Annotated in this window: 12 protein-coding genes and 1 other RNA gene; 6 read left to right on the top strand and 7 right to left on the bottom strand. The window is 67.3% G+C overall.

Annotated elements, in window-relative coordinates; genetic code table 11:
* The first annotated feature begins 73 nt into the window (after positions 1 to 73).
* From OP79_RS41540 to OP79_RS41520, 5 genes are read left to right on the top strand one after another with little or no spacing between them, the layout of a single operon-like run.
* On the top strand, positions 74 to 1,369 hold the full coding sequence (locus OP79_RS41540; protein ID WP_033328298.1) for an ABC transporter substrate-binding protein: 1,296 nt from the start codon (positions 74 to 76) through the stop codon (positions 1,367 to 1,369).
* Positions 1,366 to 2,331 carry a carbohydrate ABC transporter permease gene (locus OP79_RS41535; protein WP_033328296.1) on the top strand — a complete coding sequence of 322 codons (966 nt, stop codon included), beginning with the start codon at positions 1,366 to 1,368 and terminating at the stop codon, positions 2,329 to 2,331. The genes OP79_RS41540 and OP79_RS41535 overlap by 4 nt, the downstream gene beginning before the upstream one ends.
* Positions 2,328 to 3,152, top strand: a complete 825-nt coding sequence (locus OP79_RS41530; RefSeq protein WP_033328294.1) for a carbohydrate ABC transporter permease — start codon at positions 2,328 to 2,330, stop codon at positions 3,150 to 3,152. The genes OP79_RS41535 and OP79_RS41530 overlap by 4 nt, the downstream gene beginning before the upstream one ends.
* Before the next feature lie 11 nt (positions 3,153 to 3,163).
* Complete coding sequence (yicI, locus tag OP79_RS41525; RefSeq protein WP_033328317.1) at positions 3,164 to 5,452, top strand: alpha-xylosidase; 2,289 nt, start codon at positions 3,164 to 3,166, stop codon at positions 5,450 to 5,452.
* A complete protein-coding gene (locus OP79_RS41520) occupies positions 5,446 to 6,450 on the top strand; it encodes a LacI family DNA-binding transcriptional regulator (RefSeq protein ID WP_033328291.1) in 1,005 nt (334 codons plus the stop codon). The genes yicI and OP79_RS41520 overlap by 7 nt, the downstream gene beginning before the upstream one ends.
* A 108-nt stretch (positions 6,451 to 6,558) precedes the next feature.
* Here the strand turns inward: OP79_RS41520 and ssrA are convergent.
* The 5 genes from ssrA to ftsE form a co-directional block, all read right to left on the bottom strand.
* Positions 6,559 to 6,947, bottom strand: a transfer-messenger RNA (tmRNA) gene (gene ssrA / locus OP79_RS51140).
* A 125-nt stretch (positions 6,948 to 7,072) separates the two neighbouring features.
* Entirely contained in the window at positions 7,073 to 7,552 is a 480-nt protein-coding gene (smpB, locus tag OP79_RS41515; protein ID WP_033328289.1) for an SsrA-binding protein SmpB, read from the bottom strand.
* An 18-nt stretch (positions 7,553 to 7,570) separates the two neighbouring features.
* Positions 7,571 to 8,776, bottom strand: coding sequence for a S41 family peptidase (locus OP79_RS41510; protein ID WP_033328287.1), 1,206 nt, complete (start codon positions 8,774 to 8,776; stop codon positions 7,571 to 7,573).
* Positions 8,777 to 8,844: 68 nt separating this feature from the next.
* Positions 8,845 to 9,762, bottom strand: coding sequence for a permease-like cell division protein FtsX (ftsX, locus tag OP79_RS41505; RefSeq protein ID WP_033328285.1), 918 nt, complete (start codon positions 9,760 to 9,762; stop codon positions 8,845 to 8,847).
* Between the two features lie 52 nt (positions 9,763 to 9,814).
* Complete coding sequence (ftsE, locus tag OP79_RS41500; RefSeq protein WP_033328283.1) at positions 9,815 to 10,504, bottom strand: cell division ATP-binding protein FtsE; 690 nt, start codon at positions 10,502 to 10,504, stop codon at positions 9,815 to 9,817.
* Between the two features lie 259 nt (positions 10,505 to 10,763).
* On the opposite strand from ftsE, the gene OP79_RS41495 reads away from it, so the two are divergent.
* Positions 10,764 to 10,955 carry a hypothetical protein gene (locus OP79_RS41495; RefSeq protein WP_033328281.1) on the top strand — a complete coding sequence of 64 codons (192 nt, stop codon included), beginning with the start codon at positions 10,764 to 10,766 and terminating at the stop codon, positions 10,953 to 10,955.
* 142 nt (positions 10,956 to 11,097) lie between these two features.
* Here OP79_RS41495 and OP79_RS55590 read toward each other — a convergent pair whose 3' ends face one another.
* Together OP79_RS55590 and prfB are read right to left on the bottom strand one after the other, a co-directional pair.
* Positions 11,098 to 11,769: a hypothetical protein gene (locus tag OP79_RS55590; protein ID WP_033328279.1), complete on the bottom strand. Its 672-nt coding sequence runs from the start codon at positions 11,767 to 11,769 to the stop codon at positions 11,098 to 11,100.
* A gap of 304 nt (positions 11,770 to 12,073) precedes the next feature.
* The gene (prfB, locus tag OP79_RS41485) at positions 12,074 to 13,180 is read right to left on the bottom strand and encodes a peptide chain release factor 2 (protein ID WP_033328277.1); all 1,107 of its coding nucleotides are present in this window, start codon (positions 13,178 to 13,180) and stop codon (positions 12,074 to 12,076) included.
* Positions 13,181 to 13,484: the final 304 nt, after the last annotated feature.

Genomic DNA, 13,484 nt, shown 5'->3' with positions numbered 1-13,484 from the left:
ATCATGTGTCGAAGCGATTCGATGAACGCTGCGTGATGTTCCGATACCCATCCGACTCCCCTGGAGGCACTGGATGTTGACGGCACGAAGGCGTGTGGTGGCAGTGGCCGCGGCGGCTCTGAGCGGGGCCCTGCTGCTGGCCTCCTGCGGCGACTCGGACAGTGGGTCTTCCGATGGGAAGACGCTGAAGCTGTGGCACTACGAAGCACCGAACAGCGCGATGGGCGTGGCCTGGGCCGAGGCCATCAAGGAGTTCGAGAAGACGCATCCGGGCGTCAAGGTGGAGTTCGAGGAGAAGGGCTTCGAACAGATCCAGAAGACGGCCCCGATGGTCCTCAACTCGGACGACGCCCCCGATGTCATGGAGTACAACAAGGGCAACGCGACGACCGGCCTCCTCTCCAAGCAGGGGCTCCTCACCGATCTCACCGGCGAGGCCACCAAGCGCGGCTGGGACAAGAAGCTCAGTGCCGGCGTGCGCACCACCAGCCAGTACAGCGCTGAGGGCGTGATGGGTTCCGGCAACTGGTACGGGGTTCCCAACTACGCCGAGTACGCGATGGTGTTCTACAACAAGGACCTCTTCAAGAAGCACGGCATCGCGGAACCCACCACCCTCGACGAACTCACCGCCGCCATGGACAAGTTCGTCGACGAGGGCGTCACCCCGCTCGCCAACTCCGGCGCCGAGTACATAGCCCACCAGTACCTCTACCAGCTCGCGCTCACCAAGGCGGACCGCGCCTGGGTCGACAGGTTCGAGCTCTACAAGGGCAAGACGGACTTCCACGACGCCGCCTGGACGTACGGCGCGGAGACGTTCGCGGACTGGGTGAAGAAGGGCTACATCAGCAAGGACTCCACCAGTGCGAAGGCCGAGGACGCGGGCACCGCCTTCATCGGCGGCAAGAATCCCATCCTGTTCTCCGGCAGTTGGTGGTACGGCCGCTTCGCCGCGGAGAACAAGTTCGACTGGGGCACCTTCCTGTGGCCGGGATCCGAGATGACCCTCGGCTCCGGCGGCAACCTCTGGGTCGTCCCCAAGGGCGCCAAGAACAAGGAGCTGGCGTACGACTTCATCGACATCACCATGTCGGAGAAGATCCAGAACCTGCTCGGCAACAAGGGCGGCGTACCGGTCGCCGCCGACGCGTCCGCCATCACGGACCCGAAGGCCAAGACGCTGATCAGCAACTTCGACTCGCTGGCCCAGAAGGACGGTCTGGCCTTCTATCCCGACTGGCCCGTCCCCGGCTTCTACGACGTCCTCGTCTCCGAGACGCAGAAGCTGATCACGGGCAGCGCGTCGCCGGACGAGTACCTCACGGCACTTCAGGAGGCCTACGACAAGGACGTACCGAAGCAATGACGGTGACCGTCGAACGGGGCGGGCGGGTCGTCGAAAAGCACTCCGGGACCAGGCGCCCGCGCCGCCCTCGTGACTCGTACGCCCTGTTCCTGCTCCCCGGAGTGCTCGCCTTCCTCGCGGTCGTCGTCGTGCCGTTCCTGATGAACACGGGGGTGAGCTTCACCGACTGGCAGGGCGTGGGCTCCCCGGAGTGGTCCGGGCTCGCCAACTACCGCGAGCTGATGGACGACAGCGAGTTCTGGGCCTCGTTCCGGCACAGCCTCTTCATGGTCGTCGCCATGGCCGCCGTACCGACGGTCATCGGACTCGTCCTCGCCGCCGCCCTGTTCGACTTCGTCGGCAAGCACTTCGGGACGAGGACGGCCGCCGTGCTGCGCGCCTGCTTCTATCTCCCGCAGGTGCTGCCGATCGCGGTCGCGGGCATCGTGTGGAGCTGGATCCTGGCGCCGGAGAACGGTTCGCTGAACGAGCTCCTGAAGGCCGTCGGTCTCGAGAGCTTCCAGCAGGACTGGCTCGGCGACCCCGACTTCGCGCTCTACAGCGTCATGGGCGTCATGGTCTGGGTGCAGATCGGCTTCCCGCTGGTCGTCTTCATGTCCGGACTCCAGCGCGTGGACCCGCAGTTGTACGAGGCTGCCGAACTGGACGGCGCGGGATGGTGGCGGCGGTTCTGGCACATCACGCTGCCGCAGATCCGCCCCGAGATCTACGTCGTCCTCCTCTGGTGCACGATCGCCGCGCTCAAGGTGTTCGGCGCGGTGTACGTGCTCACCAAGGGCGGTCCTGGCGGGGAGACCAATGTGCCGTCGTACTTCTCCTTCACCACGTTCTTCGAGAAGACGCAGGTCGGCTACGGCGCCGCGATCTCGACCGTACTAACCGTGATCATCCTGGCGCTGGCCCTGGTCGGCCTCAAGCTCCAGACCCGCGCGGAGGACGCCGAGGAAGGGCTCATCCGATGACGACAGCCATACGCCGCTATCCCGTCCTCGTCGCCCTCGTCATCGCCGCCGCCTTCATGGTGCTGCCGTTCGTGATCGTCACGGTCAACGCGGTGAAGTCACCGGCCGAGTACTCGGCGAACGGCCCGCTCAGCCTTCCCGAAGGCCTCTATCTCGACGGCCTGAAGGACTTCTGGGAGCGCGTCGACTTCGGGCAGAAGCTCGTCAACTCGGTCCTGATCAGCGGCAGTGTGGCCGTAGGGGCCGCCGTGCTGTCCGTCCTCAACGCGTACGCGATCGGCATCGGCCGGATCAAGGGCCGCACATGGGTGCTGGCGTTCTTCGTGCTGGCGAACATGCTGCCGCAGGAGGCGCTGGTCTACCCGATCTACTACCTGAGCAAGGAAGCCGGCATCTACGACACCCGGCTGAGCGTGATCATCGTGTTCACGGTGATCCAGGCGGCCTTCGGTACGTATCTGCTGTCGTCGATTCTCGGACAGTTCCCGCGCGAGATCATCGAGGCCGCCCGGATCGACGGGGCGAACAAGTGGCAGGTCCTGTGGCGGATCGTCGTCCCCGTCAGCCGGCCGACCATCGGCGTACTGCTGGTCCTCTTCTTCATCTGGACCTGGAACGAGTTCCTGCTGCCGCTGGTCATGTTGATCTCCAACGACAACCAGACCGTGTCGGTCGCGCTCGGTGTGCTCCAGGGCCAGCGCCTGATGGACGCCACGATGACGAACGCTGCGGCCCTGCTCGGCGTACTGCCCGCCATCGTCTTCTTCCTCGTCTTCCAGCGGACGCTCACCCGCGGCATCGCCGTGGGAGCGGTCAAGTAAGGGGTGTGCCCGTGAAGTTCAGCGACGGCTACTGGCTGCTGCGCGAGGGGGTGACCGCGGCCCATCCGGTCGAGGTCCTCGATGTCGCCGCCGAGCAGGGCACGTTGGAGATCCACGCGCCGACCCAGCCCATCCGCCACCGCGGCGACCTGCTGAAGGGACCGGTCGTGACGATCAGCGCGCATGCGCCGATGCCCGACGTCATCGGCGTGACGTTCACCCACTTCGAGGGCGAGGAGCCGCGCGGGCCCCAATTCGAGGTCACGAAGGAGGAGTTCGCGGCGGTCGCCTCGTACGACGACGAGTACGCGACCCTCACCGCGGGCGCCCTCTCCGTCAAGGTCTCCCGCGACGGCCCCTGGCACATCGACTTCCTCGCCGACGGCCGCACCCTCACCAGCAGCGGCCGCAAGGGCATGGGCATCATGCGGGACGCCGGAGGCGGCCACTATCTGCGGGAGCAGCTGAACCTCGGTGTGGGCACGAACGTCTTCGGCCTCGGTGAGCGCTTCGGGCCGCTGGTCAAGAACGGCCAGGTCGTCGACATGTGGAACGCCGACGGCGGCACAGCCACGGAACAGGCGTACAAGAACGTCCCGTTCTATCTGACGGACGCGGGCTACGGCGTCTTCGTCGACCATCCGGGGCGGGTGTCGTTCGAGGTGGGCTCGGAGACGGTGTCCCGGGTTCAATTCAGCGCCGAGACACAGCAGTTGACGTACTACGTCATCTACGGCCCGACACCCAAGGACATCCTCCGCAAGTACACGGCACTCACCGGCCGCCCGGCCCTGCCGCCCGCCTGGTCGTTCGGTCTGTGGCTGTCGACGTCCTTCACCACCTCGTACGACGAGGCCACCGTCACCTCCTTCATCGAGGGCATGCGGGAGCGCGAGCTCCCCCTCTCCGTCTTCCACTTCGACTGCTTCTGGATGCGCGAGTTCAACTGGTGCGACTTCCAGTGGGATCCGCGGGTCTTCCCCGACCCGGAGGGCATGCTCAAGCGACTCAAGGAACGCGGACTGCACATCTCCGTATGGATCAACCCGTACATCGCGCAGCGCTCCCCGCTCTTCGCGGAGGGCAAGGCCCTCGGCCATCTGCTGAAGAAACCGGACGGCAGCGTCTGGCAATGGGACCTGTGGCAACCAGGCATGGCACTGGTCGACTTCACGAGCCCGGCCGCCCGCGACTGGTACGCGTCGAAGCTGGAGGCACTGCTCGCGCAGGGCGTCGACTGCTTCAAGACCGACTTCGGCGAGCGGGTCCCGGTCGACGTGGCGTACGCGGACGGCGGCGACCCGGAGCGGATGCACAACTACTACACGTACCTCTACAACCGCACCGTCTTCGACGTGCTGCGCAAGCACCGCGGGGAGTCCGAAGCCGTCGTCTTCGCACGGTCGGCGACCGCCGGCAGCCAGAAGTTCCCCGTGCACTGGGGCGGCGACTGCGAGGCGACGTACGAGTCGATGGCCGAGTCGCTGCGCGGCGGCCTCTCCCTCGGCCTGTCCGGCTTCGGCTACTGGAGCCACGACATCGGCGGCTTCGAGGGCACACCGACGCCTGCCCTGTTCAAACGGTGGCTCGCCTTCGGGCTGCTGTCCTCGCACAGCCGACTGCACGGCTCGTCGTCGTACCGCGTGCCGTGGCTGTTCGACGAGGAGGCCGTCGACGTGCTGCGGCTGTTCACCAGGCTGAAGCTCCGCCTCATGCCGTATCTGTACGAGGCTGCCCGCGCCGCCCACGCGGAGGGGGTGCCGATGATGCGGGCGATGGTCCTGGAGTTCCCTGACGATCCCGGGTGCGCGCATCTGGAGCGGCAGTACATGCTCGGGCCCGATCTGCTGGTCGCGCCCGTGTTCTCCGACGAGGGCGAGGTGTCGTACTACGTGCCCGAGGGCACCTGGACCCACTTCCTCAGCGGGCAGACGGTGACCGGGCCGCGCTGGGTGCGCGAGAAGCACGGGTTCTCGAGCGTTCCGCTCCTTGTCAGGCCGGGTGCGGTGATTCCGGTCGGGGCCGTCGAGGACCGGCCCGACTACCCGTACGCGGACGGGGTCACCCTGCACGCGTATGGCCTGGAACGCGGCGCACAGGTCACGGTGCCGGTGGACGGCATGACCTTCACGGTCGTACGCGAAGGGGACACGCTGCGGGCCTCGTCGAGCGATCCCTCGGCGCCCTGGGGACTGACCGCCGGCGGACGGACGGTGCGGGCGAAGGCCGGGACCGGATTCCTGTCGCTGGAACTGAACTCGCTGGGAGCGGACTCTCCGAAACAGGACGGAGCATGGTGAAGATCACCGACGTGGCGCGGCACGCGGGTGTCTCCCCCAGCACCGTGTCGTACGCGCTGAGCGGCAAGCGCCCGATCTCGGAGGAGACCCGGCAGCGGATCGAGGACAGCATCCGCGAGCTGGGCTACCGGCCGCACGCGGGCGCGCGGGCGCTGGCCAGCAGCCGGTCCAATGTGATCGCGCTGGTGGTGCCGTTGCGGGCGGGTATCCATGTGCCGGTGGTGATGCAGTTCGCGGTGTCCGTGGTGACGACGGCGCGCCGGCACGATCACGACGTGCTGCTTCTCACCCAGGAGGAGGGCGAGGACGGGCTGCGGCGGGTCGCGGACACGGCGCTCGTGGACGCGCTGATCGTGATGGACGTCCAGCTCCACGACCGGCGGCTGCCGTTGCTGCGCGCTCTGGACCGGCCCTCGGTGCTGATCGGGTTCCCGGCCGAGCCCGACGGGCTCACCTGTATCGACCTGGACTTCCAGGCGGCGGGCGAGGTGTGCGTCGAGCATCTGGCGGGCCTCGGCCACCGGGTGATCGCACTCGTGGGCTCGCCGCCCGAGGTGTACGTAAGGGAGACGGGCTTCGCCCAGCGGGTCGTACGGGGCTTCACCGCGGCGGCGGACCGGCACGGGCTGTCCTCCTCGGTGCACCCGTGCGAGGCGGAGCCCGCGGCGGCCCGCCAGGTCGCCGAGCAACTCCTTCGCAAACACCCGGCGTTGACGGGTGTCGTCGTCCACAACGAGCCGATCGTCGAACCCCTCATCGACGCCTTCGAGCAGCTCGGCCTGCGCGTGCCCGGCGACCTCTCCGTCACCGCGATCTGCCCGGACGAGCTGGCCGCCCGCGTCCGCGTCCCCGTCACCTCGGTCGCCATACCGTCCGCCGAGGTGGGCACAGGAGCGGTCGAGCTCCTGATGAAGAAGCTGGGCGGCGCGTCCGCGCCGGAGGCAACGCTGTTGCCGCCGCGGCTGACGGTGCGGGAGAGCACGGGGCGGCGGCCCTGAAGAGGCCTCGCTGGGCCCGAGGCACGACGAAGGCCCGGTGGTCGTCATGACCACCGGGCCTTCGTCTCACATGGGATGAGGCGGTCTGAGGGGCATGCCCCCAGACGCTTGTGGAGATGGCGGGAATCGAACCCGCGTCCAACGGTGCAGAACCAGGGCTTCTCCGAGCGCAGTTCGCTGTGATTTTCTCAGCCCCGGAGATCTCGCGAACAAGTCTCCGACGGGCTCAGTCACTGTTTGATTTCCCATCGAGCCCCGTGACCGGGCTCGACGGTTTAGTTCCCTAGATTATGCCAGGATCCGGGTCGGGAACACTCCCGGGCTGACACCCATTAAGGGTCCTTCACTCACTGCTTATTAGGCAGCGAGGGCGAAGGACTGGGAATCGCGCTTAGTGTTGGCGATTATTGGTTGCGACATATGGTTAACGAGATCATTGCCGCTTCCTCGGCTCGCTTCCCCTGCTTCGACATCCGCTGTCGAAACCGATCATCCCCATGTTGATTTTTCAAACCCCCTCCGGAGAGGGGCGCGCACCCGCTGTGGGGTGCAGTTGCCATCGTACGTGACCAACGCACGTCCGTGCCAACCTATTCCCGAGGGTCCGGGGAGCCGCGAGCGCTTACGCCCGCTGCCGCCGCCGTACCGCCGACACCGCGCGCTCCGTCTCCCGGCGGTCCTGCTTCTCGCGCAGGGTCTGGCGCTTGTCGTACTCCTTCTTGCCCTTCGCCAGCGCGATCTCGATCTTGGCGCGGCCGTCCTTGAAGTAGAGCGCGAGGGGCACGATGGTGTGGCCCGTCTCCTGGGACTTCTGCTCCAGCTTGTCGATCTCCTCGCGGTGCATCAGAAGCTTGCGCTTGCGCCGGGCGCTGTGGTTGGTCCACGTGCCCTGGGTGTACTCGGGGACGTGCACGTTGTAGAGCCACGCCTCGTGCCCCTCCAGGGACACGAACCCGTCGACCAGCGACGCCCGGCCCTGGCGCAGGGACTTCACCTCGGTGCCCATGAGGACCAGACCGGCCTCGTAGGTGTCGAGGATGTGGTAGTCGTGCCGCGCCTTCTTGTTCTGCGCGATGATCTTGCGCCCTTTTTCCTTAGCCATAGTGCGGCCATTTTCGCACTACGAGGGGGCCCCGAGGCCACTCAATACCGTCTCGGCCCGTTCCAGGACGCCTTCCTCGACCTCCAGGTCGGGGGTGATACCGCTGCCGTCGACGCTGCGCCCGGAGGGAGTGCGGTAGTGCCCGACGGTCAGCTCGGCGACGGAGCCGTCGGGGAGTCGGCTCGGCATCTGGACCGAGCCCTTGCCGAAGGTCCTGGAGCCCACGACGACCGCGCGTCCACGGTCCTGCAGGGCTCCCGTGAGGAGCTCGGCCGCGCTCATCGTGCCGCCGTCGACGAGCGCGACCAGGGGTCTGGAGGTGTCGCCGCCCGGCTCGGCGTGCAGGGCGCGCTGCTCGCCGCGTACGTCGTACGTCGCCACGAGGCCGCCGTCGAGGAAGGCGGAGGCGGCGGTGACGGCCTCGGCGACCAGGCCGCCGGAGTTGCCTCGCAGGTCGAGGACGATGCGGGCGCCGGAGGGGGCCCTGGTCACGGCGTCCCGGACGAGTTCGCCGGAGCCCTTGGTGAAGGCGGCGACATTGATGACGGTGACGTCGGCGGCGAGCTCGCGTACCGTCACGGACTCCGTGGACAGCCTCGCCCGGCGCAACGTTTCGGTCCACGCGCGCGTGCCGCGCTCCAGGCCCAGGGAGACGGCCGTACCGGCGGCGGCGTCGGTGGCGTCGCCACGGAGTAACGCGACGACCTCCGTCACCGGCCGGCCGTCGACGCGCTTGCCGTCGACGCTGCGCAGCCGGTCGCCCTTTCGGATCCCGGCGGCGTCCGCGGGCGAGCCCTCCCGCACGCCGGCCACTTCGATACGTCCGTCGCGCTCGCGCCGGGCCCACAGGCCGACGCCGGTGTACGCACCGTCGAGGGCCTCCTCGAACTCCTCGTACTCCCCCGGGGAGTACACCGCGCCCCAGCGGTCGCCGCTGCGGCTCACGGCGCGCTCGGCCGCCTCCACGGGCGACTCGCCGTCGGCCATCGCCTCGGCGGCGGCATCGGCGACATCCTTGTCGTTGTCAGCCTTGCTGTTGCCGGCCTTGTTCTGTCCGACAGAGCCGACGGACTCGGTGCCGGCGGCCTGGGAAGGGGATTTCCAGTCGGGGGCGTCGAAAGAGCCGGTCGCGGCTCCTGTGGCGAGGATGCTCGCGAAGACCAACGTCAGGGCCGCCCCGCGGCGGATACGGCGGGGCGGACAGAACAGGTCTCGGCCTGACATGCCGGTGAGTCTAGGACAAGGCAAAGGGCCGTACGCCTCGTTGGCAGTACGGCCCTCATTGGTATGCGTCACACCTTCAGGTACTTGCGCAACGCGAAGAACGCGGCCAGCGCGGGCATCAGCAGACTTGTGGCAAGGATGAGCGGCAGATACTTCAGCACCGCGTCCCAGCCGACGAAGTTGATCAGAGTCAGCTTCTCCGACAGGGCGAGTCCGTGATCGATGATGAAGTATCTGGCGATCACCAGGAACCCGCACGCGACCGTCCCGCCGATGAGTCCGGCGACGGCGGCCTCCATGATGAACGGCGCCTGGATGTAGAAGCCGGAGGCGCCCACGAGCCGCATGATGCCGGTCTCCCGGCGGCGGCTGAACGCCGAGACGCGCACCGTGTTGACGATCAGCATCAGCGCGACGACGAGCATCATCGCCATCACCGCGCGGGCCGCCCAGTTCATGCCGTTGAGCAGCTCGAAGAGGTTGTCCAGAATGCCTTTCTGGTCCTGCACGGACTGCACACCGTCACGGCCGTCGAAGGCGGTGGCGATGACCTGGTACTTCTCCGGGTCCTTCAGCTTGATACGGAAGGACTCCTGCATCTGGTCCGGGGTGAGCGAGCTGGCCAGCGGGGAGTCGCCGAACTGCTCCTTGTAGTGCTTGTACGCCTGGTCCGAGGTCTCGTGCGCGACGGTGTCGACGACGGACATCTTGTCCAGGTCGGTCTCGATCTGCTTCTTCTGCTCGGTGGTGACCGCTCCCTTGGCACAGTTGGGGTCGGACTCCGCGTCGCTCTTGTTGCAGAGGAAGATCGAGACGTTGACCTTGTCGTACCAGTAGCCCTTCATGTTGTTGACCTGATCGCTCATCAGGAGCGAACCGCCGAACAGGGCGAGGGAGAGGGCCACGGAGACGATGACCGCGAAGGTCATCGTCAGATTGCGGCGGAGACCGACGCCGATCTCCGACAGGACGAACTGGGCGCGCATGGCGTCTACTCAGGCCTTTCCATGGACAGCTGCGGGTGGGGGCGGTCAGCGGTCAGTGCTGGTAGCCGTAGACGCCGCGTGCCTGGTCGCGGACGAGGCGGCCCTGCTCCAGCTCGATGACGCGCTTGCGCATCTGGTCCACGATGTTCTGGTCGTGGGTCGCCATCAGGACGGTGGTGCCCGTCCGGTTGATGCGGTCGAGCAGCTTCATGATGCCGACGGAGGTCTGCGGGTCGAGGTTTCCGGTCGGCTCGTCGGCGATGAGCAGCTTCGGCCGGTTGACGAAGGCGCGCGCGATGGCGACGCGCTGCTGCTCACCACCGGAGAGTTCGCCCGGCATCCGGTCCTCCTTGCCGCCGAGCCCGACGAGATCGAGCACCTGGGGCACGGATTTACGGATCTCGCCGCGGGACTTGCCGATGACCTCCTGCGCGAACGCGACGTTCTCGCCGACCGTCTTGTTCGGCAGCAGCCGGAAGTCCTGGAACACCGTCCCCAACTGGCGGCGCATGTGCGGCACTTTCCAGTTGGACAGGCGCGCGAGGTCCTTGCCCAGGACGTGGACCTGGCCGTGGCTGGTGCGCTCCTCACGGAGGATCAGCCGCAGGAAGGTGGACTTTCCGGAGCCGGAGGAGCCCACCAGGAACACGAACTCGCCACGTTCGACCTCCAGGGAGACATCCCTGAGTGCGGGGCGGGTCTGCTTTGGGTAGACCTTGGAGACGTTGTCGAATCGGATCACGGATGCACCACGAGTCAGCGGGGGTAGGTGAGCGTGACCATACGCGAACCCGGTGGGCGGGCGCAGTCGCCGGTCAGGGTTGCGCGAGGGTTGCACGTTTTGTCACACATGGGAAGGGCTCGAATGCGCCAGGACCGCGAAGGATAAGGGGACGCGAGCCTAAATCCGGGGAACCTGGCACAGTGGTGGGGGAACGTTCTCGTTCCTGAGAGCGTTGAGAGCGTTATCTACGTGGAACCGGTGCAAGGAGGGCGAGCGCATGACGTACGACCGGTTGGTGTGCGCGAACTGTGCCGCGCCCGTGAATGAAGGCCGTTGCCCTGTCTGCCGTGCGAACAGGGAGCGGCTGCAGCAGGAGAGCCCGTTCGCGGGCCTGAATCCCATGGCGCTGATCGCGCTGCTGGCCGTACTGATCGCGGCCGTGGCCCTGCTGGCGCACCAGACCGCGTAGGAGAAGCGGCGAGGCATCACGTGCACGGACGTCAGGTGCACGGGCATTACGTGTACGACGAGAAGGGCCCGGAGTCCAGGATCCTGGACTCCGGGCCCTTCTCGCGTACGTACGCCTACGGCAGGTCAGCCCCTGACATGCGTCAGGCGGCGGCGCCGCGACCGTTCATGAGGCGCGGCAGCATACGGAAGCCGATACCGCCGGCGATCATCGTGGCCGCACCGACCAGCAGGAAGGTGGTCTCGGCAGCGCCGGTCTCGGCGAGCTCACCGCCACCGCCGGTGCCCTGAGCGGAGGGGTCCGAGACGCCCGTGCCGGTGCCGGTACCCGTACCGCTGCCGGTGTCGGTCAGGCCCTCCTTGCCCTCCTCCTGCTCGACGGGCTGCGAACCGCCGTCGGGGTCGGTGTCGTTGCCGCCACCGCCGACGCTGTCGTCGTCACCCGGGTCGGTCGGGTCATCGGCGGGAGGCTGCTCCGCCGGGGGGTCCTCGGCGGGAGGCTCTTCCGCCGGCGGCTCCTCGGCGGGAGGCTCCTCGGCCGGCGGCTCCTCGGCGGGAGGCTCTTCCGCCGGCGGCTCCTCAGGGATCTCCGTGGGCGGGTCCGTCGGCTCTTCGGTCGGGTCCTCCGTCGGCTCCTCGACATCGATGCCGACACCGACACCGCTCTCGTCGGCGCTCGCGCCGACGCTCAGACCGCCCACCTCTACGCCGACGTCGAGAGCCGAGGCGGCACCCGCGGCGGTCAGCGAAGCGCCGGCGGCGATCACCGCACCAGCGGCCACCCGCGCGACACGGATCCGCGTCTTCTTGGTCATCTGCTTGCTACCCCCAGATAGCTCATCGTGAATGGAGCAGCGCCTGGGGCGACGACATCAGGGATGCTTTCGAAGCCCCCCGGTTCACATGCGCCCCAGAGATACGCATGCCGCGCGTCAGCCTTCCTGTTCTTCAAAACATCGTCAAGGCCGTTGCGACCGTGATGTCCAGATCAAGGTCATATGACGGCCGAAACAACATGTGAGTGTGACGTAAATCCCGGACATTGGGCTGCACAAAGGGCAACTGCCGTCCCATGGATGGCAGTTGCCCTGTCGACAAAGCGATGTCCGCGAAAGTCGCTTACTTCTCCCGCTGCTTGCGCCAGCGAATTCCGGCCTCCAGGAAGCCATCGATCTCGCCATTGAACACGGACTCCGGGTTGCCCACCTCGTACTCCGTACGCAGGTCCTTGACCATCTGGTACGGGTGCAGGACGTACGAACGCATCTGGTTGCCCCAGGAGTTGCCGCCATCGCCCTTGAGGGCGTTCATCTTGGCCTGTTCCTCCTGCCGACGCCGCTCCAGCAGCTTCGCCTGCAGTACGTTCATGGCGGTCGCCTTGTTCTGGATCTGCGACCGCTCGTTCTGGCAGGAGACGACGATCCCGGTGGGAAGGTGAGTCAACCGCACCGCGGAGTCAGTGGTGTTGACACCCTGGCCACCGGGCCCGGACGACCGGTACACATCCACCCGCAGCTCGGACTCGTCGATCTCGATGTGGTCGGTCTGCTCGACGACGGGCAGCACCTCCACGCCCGCGAACGAGGTCTGCCGGCGCCCCTGGTTGTCGAACGGCGAGATCCTGACGAGCCGGTGCGTGCCCTGCTCCACGGACAACGTCCCGTAGGCGTACGGCACCTGGACGGCGAAAGTGGTCGACTTGATGCCGGCCTCTTCCGCATACGACGTTTCGTAGACCTCGGTCTTGTAGCCCTGCTGTTCGGCCCAGCGCAGGTACATGCGCTGGAGCTTCTCGGCGAAGTCCGCGGCGTCGACGCCGCCGGCTTCCGCGCGGATGTTGACGAGCGCCTCGCGGGAGTCGTACTCCCCCGACAGCAGCGTCCGGACCTCCATCTCGTCCAGCGCCTTCCTGACGGAGGTGAGCTCCGTCTCGGCCTCGGCGCGGGTGTCCGAGTCGTCCTCCTCCTCGGCCATCTCGAAGAGCACGCTCAGATCGTCGATCCGGCTGCGCAGGGCTTCCGCCTTGCGTACCTCCGCCTGGAGGTGGCTCAGCTTGCTGGTGATCTTCTGCGCCGCTTCGGGGTCGTCCCACAGGGACGGCGCTGCCGCCTGCTCCTCGAGCACGGCGATGTCTGCCCTCAGCTTGTCGAGGTCCAGGACGGCCTCGATCGACTCCATGGTCGCGGAGAGGGACTTGAGCTCTTCGGATACATCGACAACTGCCACACCCCCAGCGTACTGGCTCCGCCGGTTGAGCAGGGGGCCCGTGGCGGGTGGAGGCGGTCGGCAGCTGCGGGTGGACGGGCGTGGGCGTGCGGGCGGTTTCTTTCCCCAGCCCCGCCCCTTCCCGAAACTGGGGCTGCGCCCCAGGCCCCCGCCGGGGGGTGGGGGGTGACACTGCGTGTCGCGGCTGCGGGCCCGTCGTGGCTGGTCGCGCAGTTCCCCGCGCCCCTAAAAGCAAAAGCCTGCGGCTCCACCCACCGCCAGCCACAACGAACCCGCGGCTTCTCACCGGCGGGAGGGGTCGTGG

The sequence above is a fragment of the Streptomyces yerevanensis genome, from assembly GCF_000716805.1.
GTDB classification, from domain to species: Bacteria; Actinomycetota; Actinomycetes; order Streptomycetales; family Streptomycetaceae; genus Streptomyces; species Streptomyces flaveus.
Note: the sequence above shows the minus strand (reverse complement) of the source record. Positions and strands in the feature narration are given on the sequence as shown.

Coding starts and splice junctions, on each gene's coding strand:
- OP79_RS41540 (WP_033328298.1), top strand. CDS start 74: ATGTTGACGGCACGAAGGCGTGTGGTGGCAGTGGCCGCGGCGGCTCTG.
- OP79_RS41535 (WP_033328296.1), top strand. CDS start 1,366: ATGACGGTGACCGTCGAACGGGGCGGGCGGGTCGTCGAAAAGCACTCC.
- OP79_RS41530 (WP_033328294.1), top strand. CDS start 2,328: ATGACGACAGCCATACGCCGCTATCCCGTCCTCGTCGCCCTCGTCATC.
- OP79_RS41520 (WP_033328291.1), top strand. CDS start 5,446: ATGGTGAAGATCACCGACGTGGCGCGGCACGCGGGTGTCTCCCCCAGC.
- smpB (WP_033328289.1), bottom strand. CDS start 7,552: ATGGCTAAGGAAAAAGGGCGCAAGATCATCGCGCAGAACAAGAAGGCG.
- OP79_RS41510 (WP_033328287.1), bottom strand. CDS start 8,776: ATGTCAGGCCGAGACCTGTTCTGTCCGCCCCGCCGTATCCGCCGCGGG.
- ftsX (WP_033328285.1), bottom strand. CDS start 9,762: ATGCGCGCCCAGTTCGTCCTGTCGGAGATCGGCGTCGGTCTCCGCCGC.
- OP79_RS41495 (WP_033328281.1), top strand. CDS start 10,764: ATGACGTACGACCGGTTGGTGTGCGCGAACTGTGCCGCGCCCGTGAAT.
- OP79_RS55590 (WP_033328279.1), bottom strand. CDS start 11,769: ATGACCAAGAAGACGCGGATCCGTGTCGCGCGGGTGGCCGCTGGTGCG.